The sequence below is a fragment of the Olivibacter sp. EAT-5 genome (genome assembly GCF_044784325.1).
GTDB lineage: Bacteria > Bacteroidota > Bacteroidia > Sphingobacteriales > Sphingobacteriaceae > Olivibacter > Olivibacter oleidegradans.
The window spans coordinates 6,535,176-6,554,911 of sequence record NZ_CP173028.1 but is presented as its reverse complement, the minus strand read 5'-3'; the positions used below and the strand labels follow the sequence as shown (position 1 = coordinate 6,554,911).

The 19,736-nt window shown below is 40.6% G+C and carries 16 protein-coding genes; 7 read left to right on the top strand and 9 right to left on the bottom strand.

Going from position 1 to position 19,736, the window contains the following annotated elements; translation table 11 throughout:
• Positions 1 to 41: 41 nt before the first annotated feature.
• A complete protein-coding gene (locus ACH11B_RS27730) occupies positions 42 to 806 on the top strand; it encodes a hypothetical protein (RefSeq protein ID WP_013668337.1) in 765 nt (254 codons plus the stop codon).
• Here the strand turns inward: ACH11B_RS27730 and ACH11B_RS27725 are convergent.
• The 9 genes from ACH11B_RS27725 to hisG form a co-directional block, all read right to left on the bottom strand.
• A complete protein-coding gene (locus tag ACH11B_RS27725; RefSeq protein WP_377611513.1) occupies positions 799 to 1,716 on the bottom strand; it encodes a WD40 repeat domain-containing protein in 918 nt (305 codons plus the stop codon). The genes ACH11B_RS27730 and ACH11B_RS27725 overlap by 8 nt on opposite strands.
• A 2-nt stretch (positions 1,717 to 1,718) precedes the next feature.
• Entirely contained in the window at positions 1,719 to 2,306 is a 588-nt protein-coding gene (gene hisIE, locus ACH11B_RS27720; RefSeq protein ID WP_013668335.1) for a bifunctional phosphoribosyl-AMP cyclohydrolase/phosphoribosyl-ATP diphosphatase HisIE, read from the bottom strand.
• Positions 2,307 to 2,323: 17 nt separating this feature from the next.
• Entirely contained in the window at positions 2,324 to 3,112 is a 789-nt protein-coding gene (hisF, locus tag ACH11B_RS27715; RefSeq protein ID WP_013668334.1) for an imidazole glycerol phosphate synthase subunit HisF, read from the bottom strand.
• Positions 3,082 to 3,831, bottom strand: a complete 750-nt coding sequence (locus ACH11B_RS27710) for a HisA/HisF-related TIM barrel protein (protein ID WP_130856495.1) — start codon at positions 3,829 to 3,831, stop codon at positions 3,082 to 3,084. Before ACH11B_RS27710 ends, hisF begins: the two co-directional genes overlap by 31 nt.
• Before the next feature lie 12 nt (positions 3,832 to 3,843).
• Positions 3,844 to 4,434, bottom strand: a complete 591-nt coding sequence (gene hisH, locus ACH11B_RS27705; RefSeq protein WP_013668332.1) for an imidazole glycerol phosphate synthase subunit HisH — start codon at positions 4,432 to 4,434, stop codon at positions 3,844 to 3,846.
• A 108-nt stretch (positions 4,435 to 4,542) separates the two neighbouring features.
• Positions 4,543 to 5,700, bottom strand: a complete 1,158-nt coding sequence (gene hisB / locus ACH11B_RS27700; RefSeq protein ID WP_242627218.1) for a bifunctional histidinol-phosphatase/imidazoleglycerol-phosphate dehydratase HisB — start codon at positions 5,698 to 5,700, stop codon at positions 4,543 to 4,545.
• Between the two features lie 73 nt (positions 5,701 to 5,773).
• Positions 5,774 to 6,838: a histidinol-phosphate transaminase gene (gene hisC, locus ACH11B_RS27695; RefSeq protein WP_377611510.1), complete on the bottom strand. Its 1,065-nt coding sequence runs from the start codon at positions 6,836 to 6,838 to the stop codon at positions 5,774 to 5,776.
• 59 nt (positions 6,839 to 6,897) lie between these two features.
• Complete coding sequence (gene hisD, locus ACH11B_RS27690; RefSeq protein ID WP_377611508.1) at positions 6,898 to 8,196, bottom strand: histidinol dehydrogenase; 1,299 nt, start codon at positions 8,194 to 8,196, stop codon at positions 6,898 to 6,900.
• Positions 8,197 to 8,327: 131 nt separating this feature from the next.
• Positions 8,328 to 9,179: an ATP phosphoribosyltransferase gene (gene hisG, locus ACH11B_RS27685; protein ID WP_377611506.1), complete on the bottom strand. Its 852-nt coding sequence runs from the start codon at positions 9,177 to 9,179 to the stop codon at positions 8,328 to 8,330.
• Between the two features lie 391 nt (positions 9,180 to 9,570).
• On the opposite strand from hisG, the gene ACH11B_RS27680 reads away from it, so the two are divergent.
• From ACH11B_RS27680 to ACH11B_RS27655, 6 genes are all read left to right on the top strand, one after another.
• Entirely contained in the window at positions 9,571 to 10,836 is a 1,266-nt protein-coding gene (locus tag ACH11B_RS27680; RefSeq protein WP_377611504.1) for a condensation domain-containing protein, read from the top strand.
• Positions 10,837 to 10,989: 153 nt separating this feature from the next.
• On the top strand, positions 10,990 to 13,437 hold the full coding sequence (locus ACH11B_RS27675) for a glycoside hydrolase family 31 protein (protein ID WP_013668326.1): 2,448 nt from the start codon (positions 10,990 to 10,992) through the stop codon (positions 13,435 to 13,437).
• A gap of 143 nt (positions 13,438 to 13,580) precedes the next feature.
• Entirely contained in the window at positions 13,581 to 15,491 is a 1,911-nt protein-coding gene (glgB, locus tag ACH11B_RS27670) for a 1,4-alpha-glucan branching protein GlgB (RefSeq protein WP_377611502.1), read from the top strand.
• Between the two features lie 12 nt (positions 15,492 to 15,503).
• Complete coding sequence (locus ACH11B_RS27665; protein WP_377611500.1) at positions 15,504 to 16,925, top strand: glycogen synthase; 1,422 nt, start codon at positions 15,504 to 15,506, stop codon at positions 16,923 to 16,925.
• 1 nt (position 16,926) lies between these two features.
• Positions 16,927 to 18,198 carry a glucose-1-phosphate adenylyltransferase gene (locus ACH11B_RS27660; RefSeq protein ID WP_013668323.1) on the top strand — a complete coding sequence of 424 codons (1,272 nt, stop codon included), beginning with the start codon at positions 16,927 to 16,929 and terminating at the stop codon, positions 18,196 to 18,198.
• 266 nt (positions 18,199 to 18,464) lie between these two features.
• The gene (locus tag ACH11B_RS27655; RefSeq protein WP_377611498.1) at positions 18,465 to 19,736 is read left to right on the top strand and encodes a dihydroorotase family protein; all 1,272 of its coding nucleotides are present in this window, start codon (positions 18,465 to 18,467) and stop codon (positions 19,734 to 19,736) included.

Here is a 19,736-nt window from a genome sequence, read left to right as displayed (position 1 = left end):
CTGTTTAGTTTGTACCTGAAAATACCAGATTCATTGAATATATGATAAAGCCTTTTATATTATTTTCCTTGCTATTGGCTAGTGTTATTACCGTAAGTGCTCAGGATCGTTTTAGAGGGATTGTGCTGGAATATAAGAGTAACGAGCTAATGCCGGAGGTTTCGGTGAAGAATTTAAATAAGCATGATAGTACGCGTAGTAATAGATCAGGGGAATTTTCTCTTCGAGCCGATAAGGATGATATTCTGGTGTTTTCTTACCCAGGTTACCGTACGGACAGTTTAGTAGTAACAGATTTTGCTTTAAAAAGAGTATACCTCACCTCCGTTAACGATCCTCGAATGTTGGATGAGGTCAATATTAACGCTTTGACTAATAGCCGGATTGCCGAAGAGAAAGAACGTTTGAGAAAAGAAGGGCAGTTTGCGAATACAGTTTCAGGAGGAAGTAGCACAAATGGTACACAGCGTATGGGAGGAATTGGTTTTTCTCCCTCACGCATATTTGGGAAGGGCGCTCGTAACGCCCGAAGACAATATAGAATGTTGGAAGTAGAAAGTAATAATCGGATTATAGATGCGCGATTTACAGAGGAGTTGATTACAAGCTTGACACCATTAAGAGGAGAAGATTTGAGCTTATTTATGGCAAAATATCGTCCGAAAGCGTCATTCATTCAGGAAGCGAATGACGAGACCCTCCGTCTATACATTATGGATTCTTATAATAAGTATAAAGATTTAAGCTCCGCGGCCAAGGAGAAAATTAAGCTGGATAATAAGGAACCCGAAAAGCGTGCTAAATAAGCTCTGTATTCCAAATAAGGACCATTTTATCATCGCTTACTGAGGCGAAGGTATGATCGTTGATCCAGGTTATATTATTTATCGATAAACGATGCGTTTCGTACCCTTTTTCCAAACTAATATTTTTCATTAAGGAATAATCCGTGGCGCGCCATATCTTAATGCTTTTATCGCGGCTCGCGGTAGTAAATAAGGGAAAGCTTGGGTGGTAAGCGATGCCATAAATGCTAAACATATGTGCCGTGATATTTCTATTTAATAAAAAATCTTTTGTCTCGAATACATTTAATTGTGCGTCGCGTCCGCCGGTTAATAGAAAGTTGCCATCGGGAGAAAATGTGAGTGCAGTAATGGCGGCACTATGCTCATTGATTTCTTGAAATTGCAGATAGTCCCGGGCATGAAATAATCTTATTTTACTGTCTTTTGCACCGAACGCGATGGTATCTTCGGTGCGGTTAAGTGCAATGCAGCGGACCGTTTCTGCAGACACATTGAAATGATATAGCAACTTGAAATTCACAGTGTCCCAGATAGATACCGTACCATCTTCTGACGACACAATCAGCTCAGGTTTTGTACGGAAGGCCTGTATCCCGAAAATCGGCTTTTCGTGATGTTGCAGTCTAGCCACCACCAAATGTTTTTCAACATCCACAATAGTCACCAAACCGCTTCTTTCGCCAATGGCTAGTAATTTGCCGGCAGGAAGGTAGTGCAGCGCATATACAGAGCTTTTTACAGGGAGGAGTATTCTTTTAAATTTACCTACATCGAGATCCCATTCCACCACACCTTTGTCATTGCCTGCCGTGAACAGCATAGAGGGAGTACTTCCCGTCTCAACGGCAAAGATCGGATTTTGATGCCCTGATAAAGTATATTTCTTATTAACCTCTATTCTGTTCATGACTATTTATGATGCCGTTTAGCTAAATTCTCAGCAATACGTACCAAGGGGATGTTTTTTTCTCTCAATAGAACAAGTAAATGAAAGATCAGGTCTGATGATTCGTTAATAAAATCCATGTCTGATTCTTTCAGTGCAGCTATAACGGTCTCTACAGCTTCTTCTCCCACTTTTTGCGCGATTTTATTAATGCCTTTGTCCCGCAGTTTGTTTACATAAGAACTTTCATTAGGATTGATAAAGCGATCATCAATAATTTTTTCTAATTGAAAAATGAAATTTTGATTAAAATCAGTTTTGAAGCAACTTCTAGATCCGGTATGACAGGTTGGGCCTTTTGGATTTACCTTAATTAGTAGGGTGTCGTTATCACAATCAACAGACGCTTCAACCAGCTCTAAGTAATTACCGCTTTCTTCTCCCTTTGTCCATAAGCGATTCTTAGTGCGTGAGAAGAAGGTGACACGTTGTTCTTTTTGCGTCTTTTCCCATGCCTCTTCATTCATGTAACCCAGCATAAGTACTTCTAATGTTTGATAATCCTGAATGACAGCGGGAACTAAGCCTGCTCCTTTATTAAAATCTAGCATTTTTAAAATAAATTACATTAACGGACTTCTATACCATGTGCTCTCAGTGTTCCCTTCAGGTCAGGTATACGAATTTCCCCATAGTGAAAAACGGAAGCTGCTAAAGCAGCATCTACCTGTGTTTCTAAGAAAACATCTACAAAATGTTGTTGATTGCCCGCTCCGCCGGAGGCAATAATAGGTATACTTAAGCTCTGATTAACAGTACGGAGTAACTTGCAATCAAAACCATTCTTTGTTCCGTCATGGTCCATGGATGTGAGTAATATTTCGCCGGCGCCTCTGCTTTCGGCCTCCTTTATCCACTCTTCTGTAAGGATATCCGTTTTTATCCGTCCACCATTGAGGTGAACATAATTTTTGCCGTCAACGTATTTCGTGTCAATAGCGACAACAACGAATTGAATACCAAATGCATCGGCCAGTTCGTCGATTAATCCTGGATTTCTAACAGCTGCAGAATTAATGGAAATTTTATCTGCACCGGAATTTAATAATATATCTGCATCGCCAATCTCATGTATGCCTCCGCCAATGGTAAAAGGAATATTCACATTTCTCGCAACGGCTTTGACCATATCAATCGTTGTCTTGCGTTTTTCGTGCGTGGCGGTTATATCCAGAAAAACCAATTCATCAGCATCTTGCTTGGAATATTGCCATGCCAGCTCAACTGGATCACCCGCATCGCGTAAATCGACAAAGTTAACTCCTTTAACGGTTCTCCCATCCTTTACATCCAAGCAAGGGATAATACGCTTAGCAACGCCCGTATTTAAAAATTGATCAGTGAGCGAAGGTTCCATTCTTTTATCTCTTCAATACTTATTCTATTTTCGTATATGGCTTTTCCAACAACACATGCTTCTATCCGAAGTTCGTCGAGGGCTTTGATATCATCCATGGAACTGATACCACCGGAGGCAATTAATTTGATGATAGGGGAGTGATCTAAAAGTTTTTTATACAAATCAATACCCGCTCCGCCAAGTTTTCCGTCCTTGTTGATGTCTGTGCAAAGGAACCTGAAGAAGCCCAAACCAAGGCATCTGTCTATATAATCGATTAACTTTAAAGGTGAACTTTCCATCCAGCCCGAATATTTAATGACCTCGTCTAGTACGTCTATAGCAACTACAATGTGATCGGAACATTTGATCCCATTACAGTAAAGGTGGCTAAGCTCATCTAAAAACTCCGGATTGGTGATGGCTTGCGTTCCAACGATGACGCGATGTATACCGGAGTCAATCAATTCCTTAACCTTATCGATGCTTCTGACCCCACCGCCGTACTGAACCTTCATGTCGGTTTTTTTGATAATGTCAAAAAGATACTGTTGATTGCTGAAATCGCCTTTTGCGCCATTGAGATCAATAATATGTACAAATTCGGTGCCGTTCGACTGATATTTTTCTATCATCTCCTCCAAACTGATATCATAGGTGGTAATATCATCGTATTTACCTTCTCGTAAACGAACTACCTTTTTATCCAATATATCGATTGCTGGAATAATATACATGACTTTTCTTGATTAGATTGTACAAAAATTTTTTAATAATTGTTCTCCTGCTTCTCCTGATTTTTCAGGGTGAAATTGGACTCCATAAAAATTGTTAAACTGTATAGCTGAAGAAAACTTAAGACCATACGTTGTATAAGCGAGTGTAAAAGTAGGATTATATTCGATAAAATAAGAGTGGACAAAATAAAAATATGCATCAGCCGGTATTCCTTTAAAAAGGTTATTATCATAACTTGAATTCACGCTATTCCATCCCATGTGAGGAACTTTATAGGGGATCTTATGAGCAAAATGCAGTGTGTCAATATCCATAATATGCAATAATTGAGCATTTCCTTCTTCCGAATGGCGCGTCAGTAATTGCATGCCGACGCAAATTCCCAACACCGGTTTTGTCAGAGCCTTTATCGAATTAACTAGTCCTGATGTTTGCAGTTTCTGCATGGCGGCTCCTGCATGGCCAACGCCGGGTATAATAATGTGACTATATCGATCCATATTATCTCCTGCATTAACCATACCATATTTTAAGCTCAGCCGATCGAGCGCGGCAGTCAACGAAAAAATGTTGCCCGCACCGTAGTTTATTATTCCAATCATGTTTAGCTATTCGCCTTTAGCACACAGCTATCAGCTCTAAAAAATTACCAATATTATTACTATCTACTCAAACCGCTACATTCACCCTACACCTTACACCCTAAACCTTTAAAGCACACCTTTCGTACTGGGAAGTTCCATTCGGTCGGGATCCCTTTTTACCGCCATTTTAATCGCTTTGGCAAAAGCCTTAAAAATTGCCTCGATTTTGTGATGCTCATTTTGTCCTTCTGCTTTAATGTTCAGATTACATTTAGCTGCATCTGAAAAGGATTTAAAAAAGTGGATAAACATTTCTGTAGGCATTTCACCTATTTTTTCGCGCTTAAATTCCGCCTCCCATACCAGCCAGTTTCTTCCCCCGAAATCCAAAGCTACTTGTGCCAGGCAATCATCCATCGGTAAACAAAAACCATATCGTTCGATGCCTCTTTTATCACCCAGTGCTTTCAATATCGTTTCTCCCAATGCCAAGGCAGTATCTTCGATTGTGTGATGTTCGTCGATGTGAAGATCGCCCTTTGTCTTTATCGTCAAGTCCATGCTTCCGTGGCGAGCTAATTGATCAAGCATATGATCGAAAAATGGAAGACCTGTTTCGATTGCCGCTTGACCTTTCCCATCCAAGTTGACAGAGACGTAAATATCTGTTTCATTCGTTGTTCGTTGATGCACCGCCGCGCGATTGCCAACTTTCAAAAATTCATACACTTTTTTGAACTCGGTTGTTTCTAAGGCAATAACACCGGCATCAACGAGAAGGTTTTCATTTGCTCCAAGTGCGTCGTTATTTCGTAACCAGATAGCCTTTGCACCTAGATTCTGTGCAAGACGCACATCGTTAATCCGATCACCTATAACATAGGAGTTCGCTAAATCATACTTTTCGGTATCAAAATACTCTTTTAGCATACCGATGCCTGGTTTTCTGGTTTCCGCTTGTTCATGTGGAAAAGTACGATCGATGTGCTCTTTGCTAAAGTGCACGCCTTCACCGGCGAAAGTTTCCATAATGAAGCGGTGTACAGGCCAAAAATTGGCTTCAGGATGCGAATCGGTACCTAAACCGTCTTGATTAGTCACTAAAACTAATTCATAGTCCAATTCTTTGGCTATCCGGGGTAAGTATTGTAATGCCCCGGGATAAAATTTAAGTTTCTCAAAGGAATCTATCTGTTCATCTTCCGGTTCAATAATCAATGTTCCATCGCGGTCGATGAACAAAATTCGCTTTTTATTATTGCTACTAGCCATATTATCGATCATTCTTTACAATCTAGCCAAGCACGCCACCGTTGTGTTTGCTTAGCTTTCTGTTTTATTATCCAAAAGTACTATTCTACTGACCATTAACCAACGGATACGTGCGAAGTGCATGTAAGAGTTGCTGGTTTTCTTCGGGAGTGCCTATAGTTATACGTAGGCATCCTTCGCATAATATGACCGACGATCGGTCGCGTACAATAATGCCTAGTTCAACAAGGTATTTGTAAATTTCCCGAGGGGTAGTCATTTTTACCAAGATGAAATTTGCCTCCGAAGGATAGATGTATTGTATAAGCGGGAGCGTTGAGAGGTCTTTAACTAATTTCTCTCTTTCTCTGACGGTAGTCTTTATCCATGTGTTGATTTCGTCTACATTTTCAAGAGCTTGTATTGCAAGTGTTTGAGACGCTTCGTTAATGTTGTATGGCGGCTTTATTTTGTTAAGCACATCAATGATATCGCGGGCCGCAAAAGCCATTCCTATTCTCAATCCCGCCAATCCCCAAGCCTTAGAAAGCGTTTGCAGCACTACCAGGTTATTATATTCTGTCAACTCTTGTATAAAAGATCGTTGTTTGGCGAAGTTTATATAGGCTTCATCTACCACTACTATACCGTTGAAGTTATTCAACAGCGTTTCTATATCTGCTCTATTGATCGAATTCCCGGTAGGATTGTTGGGCGAACAGATGAAAATAATTTTACTGTTTTCATCGATCGTCTCAGCTATGCTATTAAGGTCTAACTGGAATTCTGTCGTCAGCGGGACGCGCTTAATTAAAACATCATTGATATTGGCGGATACTTCATACATTCCATAGGTTGGCGGAACAATAATAATATTGTCTATACCCGGGCGACAAAAGGCCCTCAATAGAAGGTCAATTGCTTCGTCGCTTCCATTGCCAACAAAAATATGTTCCGTAGGAACACCTTTGATTTGGTTGACTTTTTCCTTTAAGTTTAATTGTAGTGGGTCCGGATATCGGTTGTAATTTACAGGTAAAGGTGAACCAAATGCATTTTCATTTGCATCTAATAAGATAGAAGCTTCTCCTTTAAATTCGTCACGAGCGGAAGAATAAGGTGTAAGCTTTCTAATATTGTCCCTTAACAGGTTTTGAATGTTGATGGTCATTTTTAAAGTAAAAAGTAAAATGTAAAAAGCTTGCCACCCGTAGGGGTGGTAAAAAAATGCTACTCAGGTTTATGCCTTAATCTAACGCTTACAGCGTTTTTATGTGCGTGTAATCCTTCAAGTTCTGCCAATATTTCAACGGTAGGACCTAATTGGTTTATTCCAATTGGCGTAATGTGTTGAAAAGTTATTTTTTTAATAAAAGAATCTACTGACACACCGGAATAAGCCTTTGCATAAGCACTTGTCGGTAACGTGTGATTCGTTCCTGAAGCATAATCTCCCACGCTTTCAGGTGTTAAGTGCCCTAAGAAAACCGATCCGGCATTGATTATTTTGTTTATAATAGATTGCCAGTCATCGAGCGCAAGAATTAAGTGCTCCGGGGCATAGGCATTGCTGAACGACATCGCTTGTGTTAAATCACTGCAAAGCACGGCATAGGAATGAGCGATGGCCGCTTTAGCTATTTCAACTCTTGGGAGCGCTTCTACCTGTTTAGCTAGCTCTTGATTAACTTGTTCTATAAGGGATTCACTATCACTAACCAAGATAGCTTGACTATCTTTTCCATGTTCAGCCTGTGCAAGCAGATCGGCTGCTACATAAATAGGATTGCTCGTCTTATCAGCTATAATGAGTACTTCCGAGGGGCCGGCGGGCATGTCGATCGCCGTATTCGTGGTAGCTTGTACAATGGTTTTAGCCTTTGTTACAAATTGGTTGCCCGGACCGAAAATCTTGTCAACTTTCGGAATGGTTGCAGTGCCATATGCCATGGCGGCGATCGCTTGGGCACCGCCGACCAGATAAATGCGTTTAATTTTTAATAAATATGCACAATAAGCAATATAGCCATTTATAAGTCCACTGGTTTGTGGGGGGCAACATACGACAATTTCTTTGCATCCCGCGATTCGAGCAGGAACACCAAGCATAAGAAAAGTACTTGGAAGTACAGCCGACCCACCGGGAACGTAAAGTCCTACACGCTCAATGGGGCGCGCCTCCCTCCAACACGTGACGCCTTGCATCGTGTCGATCTTCTTTTCCTTACGTAATTGATTTTGATGAAATTTGTAAATGTTGTTAAAAGCGATTTCCAACGCCCTTTGCTGGTCTCTACCAATGCTGGTTGCTAGTAACTGAATATCGTCCTCTTCAATATACAAGCGATCCAGTTTAACTTTGTCGAACCGTTCCGTAAAGTCAAACAGTGCGGCATCGCCCTTCTGTCGGACATTTTGGATAATATTGTCAACCGTTTCCTGAATGGTATGAGCCGGATCTGTATTGCGAATAATCAGCTGGCTTAATGCATCAGGGGAAAGCTCCTTATAGTTATATGTGTTTAACATGCTTTACTTGTATTAGGATAAAGTATCAAGACGAAAGTATCAGGACAGGTAGACGTTATTTTTCTTCACCTTCTTATACGGTTGTCTTGCATCTTGCTACATACGTCTTGCTACCAATATCTTGGGTCCAATTACATAATAATCTTTTCAATGGGCATGACAACAATTCCCTGAGCACCGGCGGCTTTGAGTTTATTTATTTTTTCCCAAAAGTCACGCTCTTGTATGGCCGTATGGACGGCTACCCAACCTTCCTCGGCAAGAGGCACCACCGTTGGACTTTTTACGCCGGGGAGCAGGTCTACTATTATTTGAAGATTTTCTCTTTTCACATTAAGTACAACGTATTTAGTTTCCTTTGCCTTCAAAACGGATTGAATTCGCTGCATTAGCTCTTTCACAGCTTCTTCTTTTTCGATTCCATTTTTGCCGATTAGGATGGCCTCAGATGACATAACGTCAGCAAAAGGTTTTAAGCCATTACTTTTTAAGGTGCCTCCTGTGGAAACGATATCGCATATAGCATCACTTAATCCTAATCCAGGCGAAATTTCAACTGATCCGGATATGGTGCGAATGGTTGCATTAATTTGATTGTCAGAAAGGTATTTTTTTAGGATGTTGGGGTAAGAAGTGGCAATGGCTCGCCCCTCTAAATCATTTATTTGTACTAATTCGCTTTCATTTGGTATGGCAATCTTCAAAGTACATTTTCCAAAACCAAGGCGTTGCAAAAAATGTACATTGACTCCAGTTTCACTAATCACATTTTCACCGACAATACCTAAATCGGCGATCCCATCTTGAACGTACTCCGGTATATCATCATCCCGTAAGAAAAGAATTTCCAGTGGAAAATTGGATACGGAAGATATGAGTGAGCTTTTATAATTTTCGAAAGTTAGGCCACAGTTTTTTAATAACTCTACAGATTTTTCGTTTAATCTACCCGACTTTTGGATAGCTATTTTTAAGGATGACATGGATAGTATAATATTTTATTACATGTATCAAAGCACATGCAGATGAATATAAAAAAGTAAATGAATCGGGGTTTAACTGCTTCACGTAGAAACATACTTATTACATATCGCCACAAGGGCGATGATGGAAATGTACGTGATGTGTGAAGACTTTTAACATTTTCTTATTCTGAACTTCTTTGTTAAGAAGAATGTTGCAAATATAGGATTCAATTTTGTTTTTGCAAATAAAAGGTGAATTTTATTAGCAAAAATTCATGTGTAACAAAAACGATAGTACTTCACTTTTTAGGTTTTTTACTTATCTTCACATTAAATATGGGATGAATGCCTCGTGTTATGAGACATTGACCTTGCCTATTAGTTTGGTCCCATAGCCTATTATAAGCAAATGAAAAGAAAATTAACTTTTCTGGAAGGAACTTTATATGCTGGCGGTGCCATTGCCAATAATGTCGTTACGACGGTTACGATTCGTGGAAGCTTTAGTAAGGCATGTTTACAGGCGGCTCTCGATAAAGTACAACGGAGACATCCTCTTTTAAATGTTCACATTGAGCAAGATGTTAGCAGTGCGCCCTATTTTGTCCAAGCTACAATAAAAAAAGATATTCAAGTCCGAGTTATTAACCGTCTTACCGACGACGATTGGAAAAGCGAATTCGTGCGGGAATGTCTCGCCCCCTTCGATGCCACTGATAGCTTACTTTTACGTGTTGTGTGGATTAGAGGCGAGATTCTTTCAGACTTAATGTTTGTTGGCCACCATTGTATTTGTGATGGCAGATCCGTGCTGAATTTAATGAATGAGACCCTCTGTGTATTAGGGAACCCTGCAATGGATATTGGTAGCTATGACCGATTTTCGTCTGTGCTCGATTTTATCCCGGAGCATGTAAAACGTAATAAGGGTAACAGGTTTATCGCCAAATGCCTTCCAATGATAGTAAAAACGGCATTACGCTTTGCCTCCTTTAAGAAAGAAATCAATCGATGTAACCCCTATTTTATTCATTGGAATTTAAGCAAAGAAGAATCAAAAGCGATTCTTGAACAATGCAAGCTTAAAGGATTTTCTATCCATGCCTTTTTGAGCGCCGTATTTTTGACTGCTTATGGTGATGTTGATGGCAGAAGGCGATGTGTAAAACTCTTTTGTTCGATCGATATGAGAAGATTTATTAAGGAAGTAAAAAATGACATGCTCTTTGCTTTTCCTGCAATGGTCCCCCTACATCTGAAAAAAAGTTCCGCTCGAAACATTTGGCAACAAGCGGAGATGTTAAAGGTTGCATTAGCAAAACGTATGGAAAAGTTAACGGTTTATGATACGTTGGTTTTTAGTGAAGGGCTCACGCCGTTAATACCGCAAATAACCAACTATGCAAAGAAAGACAAAGGGACGCACGCCTTTACTTTTTCAAATATGGGACGTGTTCAATTGGAGGAGCACTACGGCGCACTTGCCATTGAAAACTTGTACGCGCCAGCTAGTCTCTTTGCTTTGGGTAATCCTTCTACCTTATCCATTACCAGCTTTAAGGGACAGATCGATTTTATGTTTACATCAGACGAAAACTTCCTGTCTTATCCTGTGGCACGAGCCTTTCAAACGCGCGCGCTTGAAATTATTCGGACTTCTCTTTCGACCAAGTGAATGTAAAAAAAGCGGTAAAAAAAGACATCAATTCTTAGGGCAGATCGTCGTAGATATCCAGTATAAATGAAACAATTATAAATCGTTTTCAGACTATTGCATTCATACCGCAAATACTGTACATTGGCTATATAAATTTGAAATTGACGGAATATGGCTGAGACAATTAATAAAGATGCAATTGAACCGATTCAGGAAGAGACGTTAGAATCCGGTATACAACATGTTAATAACCCGGTACTGGATTTGCCGCAGATTGTGAAAAAGTATCTTCAAAAGATCACAGGATATGTACAAAGAGGTAATAGTTACGTGTTTACAGATGGTTCTGCCGCTGTAGAAGTAAAGGTGGTAAGTGATGAAATCATACGGATTAGGCTAGCACCCCATAGCCAATTTTTAGACGATTTTTCTTATGCAGTTCCAAATCCTGATCAACATGTAGCGCTTTACGCATTTCAGGAAGAAGAGGATACTTATAGCGTAAGTACTAATACTGTGACTTGCGTCATCAATAAAAAGGATTTCTTGATATCTTTTCAGGACCGTGAAGGACAGGTTATCAATCGGGATCACACGCCGATGCATTGGGAAGAAAATCCGGATTTTGGGGGGTATTATGTTTATTGTACCAAAGTTGCGGAAGAGCAAGAAGCTTTTTATGGTGTAGGCGATAAACCCACGCACCTAAATTTGCGTGGTAAAAGATTGACCAATTGGAATTCAGACACCTATTCATTTTCCTTTGATCAAGATCCCTTGTATCGAAGTATCCCTTTTTATATTGGATTGAACAAAGGGGAGGCTTATGGAATTTTCTTTGACAATACGTTCAAAACCTATTTTGATTTTGCTGCTGAAAAACATGACCAAACCAGCTTTTGGTCGGAGGGAGGTGAGCTACAATACTATTACATTCATGGCCCCCATATGATGGACGTCGTGAAGCGCTATCATAGTATTACAGGTACTCATTATTTACCTCCCTTGTGGGCTTTGGGATTTCACCAATGCCGATGGAGCTATTATCCGGAAAGCAAAGTACACGAAATAGCGGCAGGTTTTCGATCCAGAAATATTCCCTGCGATGCCATATATCTCGATATCGATTACATGGATGGTTATCGCTGCTTTACTTGGAATAAACATTATTTCCCAAATCCAAAAAAGATGATCAAAACCTTGGCAGATCAGGGATTTAAAACGGTTGTTATTATAGACCCGGGTATTAAAGTGGATGATAATTATTGGGTATTTAAAGAAGGCAAAGAAAACAAATATTTCTGTAGAAGAGGTGATGATTATTTTATGGAAGGTCATGTATGGCCTGGACGATGTCAGTTTCCTGATTTTACCAATCCCGAAACACGTGAATGGTGGGGCGGTTTATTCAAGGGGTTGGTTGATGTCGGGGTAGCCGGCGTATGGAACGATATGAATGAACCGGCTGTATTTGGTCGTGGTACATTCCCGAACGATGTGAGACATAACTACGACGGCTACCGGGGCTCTCATCGCAAAGCGCATAATGTATATGGAATGCAGATGGTACGAGCCACCTATGAAGGGCTTAAGAAATTGAATCATGGTAAGCGACCATTCACTATAACCCGAGCGGCCTATGCCGGAACTCAACGATATTCTTCCGTCTGGACGGGCGACAATGTGGCTACTTGGGAACATCTTCGTTTGGGTGTTCTGCAGCTCCAACGGCTTTCGGTATCGGGTATGTCTTTTTGTGGAACAGATATCGGTGGATTTAGCGGTGAACCTGATGGCGAATTGTTTACTAGGTGGATCCAATTTGGGGTGTTCTCACCTTTTATGAGAGCACATTCGGCCGGCGATACAAGAGAGCGGGAACCTTGGAGTTTTGGTGCGGAACTAGAAGCAATCAACAAAAAGTTCATCGAGCTTCGCTATAAGTTTCTACCTTACATTTATTCGGTTTTTTGGGAACATGCGCAGTATGGCTTTCCGATTCTGAGACCGATCTCTATGCTAGAGCAGGCAATAGAATCGAATATCCCAAGAGAGGAGGAGTTTTCTTTTGGTGATAAGGTGTTGGTTTCTCCTGTAGTCAATCCTGGACAAGTGAGCAAAAAAGTTTATCTACCTGCGGGTTACTGGTATCACTATTGGTCTGATACGGTGTTAAAAGGGGGGGAAGAACACGATATAGCAACGCCGTTAGATGAAATGCCTTTATTTATCAAAGCAGGAGCCGTAATTCCCGAGTATCCTGTTATGCAATACGTGGACCTTCGGCAGGTTGATAGTTTAAAGCTAAGAGTTTATTACGCGGACATAGAAGTGAATTCTTTCCTTTATGAAGATCATGGCGATACGTTTGCCTACGAACAGGAGATTTACCTTGAGAAAAAAATTGTACTAAAAGGCGAAAAAAATAGCTTAACCTTAAACCAAACGATCGATGGATTGTTTACAGAGAGATATGAAACTTATAAACTGAGTTTTATAGGTTTACCATTTGAAATAAATAGAATATTGGTTGATAATCGAATTACTGAATGGAAAGAAGAAGAAGGGGTTCCTACTATTCAGGTTGATAAAGATTTCCGGAATATTGTTGTCGAATAAAGAGTCAGAAGGGCGAAGGTTTGACGTAACGGTCAATATTCTCTTTTGTAGAAATGAAATGTGTCTCCGAAATAAGTTCGGACAGGTTGCTTTTTAGCTAAAGTAATCATTATAGAGCGCACCTAACTGTAAAAAAACACTATATGCATAATACTGTTGAAGTATTCTCACTGTTTACTGATTTTGATGTTAGTCTTTTCAAAGCAGGAAAACATTTTAAGTTATACGAAAAGTTCGGTGCTCATCATCTAGAAAAAGAGGAAAGAAAAGGAACTTATTTTGCCGTTTGGGCGCCTAATGCCCGATCAGTCAGCGTAATTGGTGATTTTAATGGATGGAACCCCCATTTGCACCACTTATATATTCGATGGGATGCCTCCGGTATTTGGGAGGGCTTCATTCCTGACGTGCCTTTAGGGGCCAATTATAAGTATCTTATCAAGACGGCAACCGGAGAAAATCTGGAAAAGGGAGATCCCTTTGCTTTAGTTTGGGAAACACCGCCAAAAACTGCTTCTAAAGTCGGTACCACCTGGTATGAATGGAAGGATCAGGATTGGATGGAGAAACGGCATCTTCACAATGGTTTGGATAGGCCTATATCTGTATATGAATTACACCTGGGGTCTTGGATGCGAGACCCCGAGCATCCTGATCATTTATTAAGTTACGGGCAGATTGCTGATAAATTGGTACCCTACATTAAAGAGGCCGGTTTTACGCACGTAGAGTTTATGCCTATCATGGAGCATCCTTACTATCCTTCATGGGGTTATCAAGTAACCGGCTATTTCGCCGCCAGTGCTCGTTACGGTCCACCGCAAGAACTCATGTATCTCATTGAGCAACTGCACCGGAACGATATTGGTGTATTTCTCGACTGGGTTCCTTCACACTTTCCGGGGGATGCTCACGGGTTGTATCGATTCGATGGATCGCATTTATACGAACACCAAGATCCACGACAGGGATATCATCCCGATTGGAGCTCCTATATCTTTAATTATGGACGAAATGAAGTTAGGGCCTTTTTGATAAGTAATGCAATATTTTGGCTGGACCGATTTCATGCGGATGGTTTAAGGGTAGATGCGGTGGCTTCTATGTTATATTTAGATTATTCGCGCAATGCAGGTGAATGGATACCGAATGAATACGGTGGTCGTGAGAACTTGGAAGCGGTGAGTTTCCTTAAAGAACTAAATGAAGCCGTTTATGCAAATTTTGCTGATGTGCAAACAATTGCTGAGGAATCGACGGCTTGGCCGGGAGTTAGTAGACCTACTTTTACCGGTGGTTTGGGATTTGGCATGAAATGGATGATGGGGTGGATGCATGATACCTTGAACTACTTTAAACAGGACCCCGTTTATCGTAAGTATAATCATCAACAGATAACTTTCAGTACCGTATACGCCTTTCATGAAAATTTTATGCTTCCCTTGTCGCATGATGAGGTTGTGCATGGAAAACATTCGTTAATCTACAAAATGCCCGGGGATGAATGGCAACGTTTCGCAAACCTCCGGGCGTTATATCTTTATATGTTTACGCATTCGGGCACTAAACTTTTATTTATGGGAGGTGAGTTCGGACAAACTGCGGAATGGGATTACAACCAATCGCTAGATTGGCATTTGCTCAATTTTCCGCCACACGAAGGCTTATTTCGTTTTGTGAAAGATTTAAATAATTTATATAAGACGCAACCCGCTTTATATGAAAAAAGTTTTTCGCCGGAGGGTTTTGAATGGGTAGAATTGGGTGACCATGAAAATTCGGTGCTTGTTTATTATCGGAAAGGGAGATCGGAGAAGGATGACTTGGTTGTTATATTAAATCTGACGCCTGTAGTGCGATATTATTATCGTATCGGTCTTCCTCATAAAGGAACTTATGAGGTACTATTGAATTCAGACGATAAAGTATATTTTGGAAGTGGAATTAACTGCGAGCCTATTAAAGCCGAACCTTATCATTGGATGAACAAGGCCTATTCGGCGAAGTTTACGCTACCTCCATTAAGTGGTGTAGTTTTGAAAAGGACAAGGTAAAACGAAAGAAAAATGCGTGTAATTCATTTCGCCGCGGAATGTTATCCTGTGGCCAAAGTTGGTGGTTTAGCGGACGTGCTGGGTTCTTTACCCAAATATCAGCGGAAGGCTGGAATTGAATCCTCCGTTGTGATGCCTTTCTATAACAAGACTTTTGTACAGAATAATGAGTTCGAAGTTCTACACGAAGGTAGCATCCAACAAGGCAATTCCTCTTACCATTACAGCGTTTTACGAGAACGCAGCAATCTGCTAGGCTTTGAGTTAATTTTGATTAAAATACCTGGCTTACTTGATCGGGAGGAAGTATATAGCTACCCGGATGAAAGCGAACAATTCTTGGCTTTTCAACATGCCGCTTTGGATTGGCTATGTGCAACTTACCAACGGCCCGACATTATACACTGCCATGATCATCATGCAGGTCTGATTCCATTTTATATTGAAAATGTGGATCAATTTAACTTGTTAAAGGGTGTTCCAACAGTTGCCACCGTTCACAATGGACAGTATCAGGGATGGCTAAGCTGGAATAGCGCTTCGCTCATGCCCACTTTTGATACGTGGCGATGGGGCTTGCTCGATTGGAACGGATTAATTAACCCCTTAGCAGCCCTAATCAAATGTTGTTGGGCTTACACGACGGTTTCAGAAGGATATTTACATGAGTTATACGTAAGAGCTAATGGTTTGGAGGGCCTTTTTGAGGGTGAAAGGACGAAGTCATATGGGATTGTAAATGGGATTGATACAGAGGTTTGGGATACGGCTACCGATCCCATGCTTGAAAATAATTTTTCACCAGCTGCTGTTAAGAAGGGTAAAGGAAGTAATAAGAGCATCCTATGTGATACTTACGGTATGGACGCAAGTCTACCATTGTTCGTATTCATCGGTCGTTTTGCTTTGGAGAAGGGAGCTGATCTATTAGCATCTGTTCTCGTATCTGTTTTAGAACGGTTTGAAGGAGAGGTTAATTTCTTCGTTTTAGGATCAGGAGATAAGGGCATCGAAGCGTCATTATTAAAAATACGCGAACAATTTTCACAACATTTGGCCTTGTTTATTGGTTATAATGAAGAACTGGCTCACCAAGTATATGCCGGTGCAGATTTTTTATTGATGCCGTCTCGAGTTGAACCCTGCGGGTTAAATCAATTGTATGCTATGCGTTACGGAACGGTGCCTGTAGTACATGCAACAGGAGGGCTGAAAGATACCGTGGTAGATATCGATCGAGAAGGGTATGGTGTCTTATTTAATGACATTAGTGTTAACGGGGTTTGCGAGGGCATTGAACGCGCTTTGCACTTTTGGCGTCAAACGGACCAAAAGCAGCAGACTGCCCTAAGGAAGAAATTAATGAAGCTCGACTTTTCCTGGGAAAAATCGGCAGCCAAGTATACAGATTTATATAAAAAACTAATTAATTAATATGACTCCAAAGGTAATATCCATCGTGCTAGGAGGGGGGAGGGGTTCCCGGTTAGCACCCTTAACTGATAAACGGTCAAAGCCAGCGGTGCCAATTGCCGGTAAATATCGCTTAGTCGACATACCTATTTCCAACTGTTTGAATTCGGGATTCAATCGAATTTTTGTATTGACCCAATACAATTCGGCATCACTAAATACGCATATTAAAAACACTTATAACTTTAGTGTTTTCAGTAAAGGATTCGTTGATATTATCGCTGCCGAACAGACGATTGAAGGAGATAAATGGTTTCAGGGAACCGCTGATGCCGTGCGGCACTCTTTACGTTACATGGTCAATCACGATTATGATTTTATCCTTATTTTATCGGGCGATCAACTCTATCAGATAGATTTCCAGGAGATGATCGAATTTCATATTAGTAAGAAAGCAGAAATCACCATTGCCACGATTCCCGTTAACGCAAAGGACGCTACTTCTTTTGGTATATTGAAATCTGATGATGAGGGGCATATTACCTCCTTTATAGAAAAGCCTAAAACAGAATTGCTTGTTGACTGGAGTTCGGAGGTAAGTGACGAAATGAAAGATGCGGGAAGGGTTTATCTCGCTTCGATGGGAATTTACGTTTTTAGTAAAGGGGTACTAAACGACCTGCTAACACAAAATCAGGGATTGGATTTCGGTAAAGAACTGATACCTGATGCAATTACCGATCAAAAGAAAGTGATAAGCTATCAATATGATGGCTATTGGACTGATATTGGTAACATTGATTCTTTCTTTGAAGCTAATATTGGTTTAACAGATGAAATACCTGCCTTTAACCTCTTTGATAAACAGAGTATTTTTACAAGACCCCGTATGCTACCTCCATCTAAAATGGCTGCGACTACACTCTATAATGCTATTGTGGCGGATGGTTGTATTATTGCAGCGAAGGAAATCGAACGCTCGGTTATCGGCGTCCGTTCTAGGATAGGGAAGGGTACGGTTATCAAGAATACCTATATGATGGGGAGTGATTTTTATCAAAACCTTGAAGAGCTTGAAGATGCAAAGAGAACTAACAAGCCCATTGTTGGGGTTGGAGAAGATTGCTATATTGACACTGCAATTTTAGATAAGAGCTGTTCAATCGGTAACAATGTACAGATTAAAGGTGGCCCACATCTGCCGGATGGAGACTTTGAAACCTATACGGTGAAGGACGGCATTATCGTTATTAAGAAACGAGCCGTGATTGCGGATAATACGATTATCGGTTAATTGTCGGCCAACTCGCAGTTAGCTAACGATCGTATCAGCTAACTGGCACATCAAATTCAGTACAAAATATTCGTTAGCATTAACGACTATTTTGTACTTTTGTTTTTTAATGAAAGTTCCTCAGATTGTACTTCATTCTTCAATGAGTTTTATAACCCCATCGGTTATATTAAAACAATTTTTCCCTTTTTGCACGATGTTGTCAAGCTTTTCAATGAAAGCCACTGACACTTTATATTTATTTGTCAAAAAACGTATTGTTTTACATGGATAAAATACTGATAAAGTCTGCCACGTTAGCCTTTCCCGGACATGAAAAAAATGGTCAAACGCTAGATGTTCTCATCAATCGGGGTATGGTCGAGACCATTGAAAATAAGAATATCATAAACGACGAAGATGCAACGGTTATTGACGCTAATGGACAATACTTGGCTCCGGGATTTTTCGATTTAAACGTAAATTTAGGCGAGCCGGGATTGGAGACAAAGGAGACGATTGAAAGCGGTTGTGCCGCTGCTGCGGCAGGTGGTTTTACCGGATTAGCGATGCAACCTAACACAGAGCCTGCCCTACATAGTAAAGGAGAGATATCCATGGTTTTGAATTTAGCGAGAAATCAACTGGTATCTATTTACCCGATTGGAGCTATAAGTAAAGGGAGAACGGGTAATGATCTGGCAGAGCTTTATGATATGAAGTTAGCGGGAGCTGTTGCTTTTTCCAATGGCAATAAAAGTATTCAACAGGCAGAACTAATGAGTAGAGCACTCCTCTACTGCAAGGGATTCGGTGCACTGATCATGTCTTTTGCGGAGGATGCTTCGATTGCAAATCACTCAAAAATGAATGAGGGTGTTATGAGTACCTATTTGGGAATGAAGGGAAATCCCGGGCTTGCTGAAGAATTGATGATATCGAGAGATTTATCGCTCGCTAATTACCACAACACTGCTATTCATTTTAGCACAATTAGTACAAAAGGGAGTGTATCCCTGATAAGGGAAGCCAAGCAGAAGGGAATACAGGTCACTTGTGACGTCGCCGCTCATCATCTGGTTTTAACGGATGATCGTGTCGCCGGTTTCGATAGTAATTATAAGGTGAGCCCCCCGTTGAGAACAGCAGAAGATATACAGGCATTGAAAGAAGGGCTATTAGACGGTACGATCGATGCGATTGTTTCTCAGCATACGCCCCATGAAGTAGAATATAAGCGCGTAGAGTTTGAAATTGCAAAAAATGGTATAATCGGCCTTCAAACTACTTTGCCTTTGCTACTCGAGGCACAATTATCAATCGATTTAATAATAGAAAAAATTTCAATAAGGCCGCGCGAGATTTTATCGCTTCCGACGCCATCTTTGACCGTTGGAGCTGCTGCGAATTTAGTTTTGTTTAATCCGAAAGAAAATTGGACCTTTGATATAAATACAAACTATTCCAAATCGATTAATAGTCCTTTTTATGGCGCTACTTTAATGGGCAAAGTAAATTTGGTGGTGAATAATAATAAGGTATATAGTACACTAAATTAA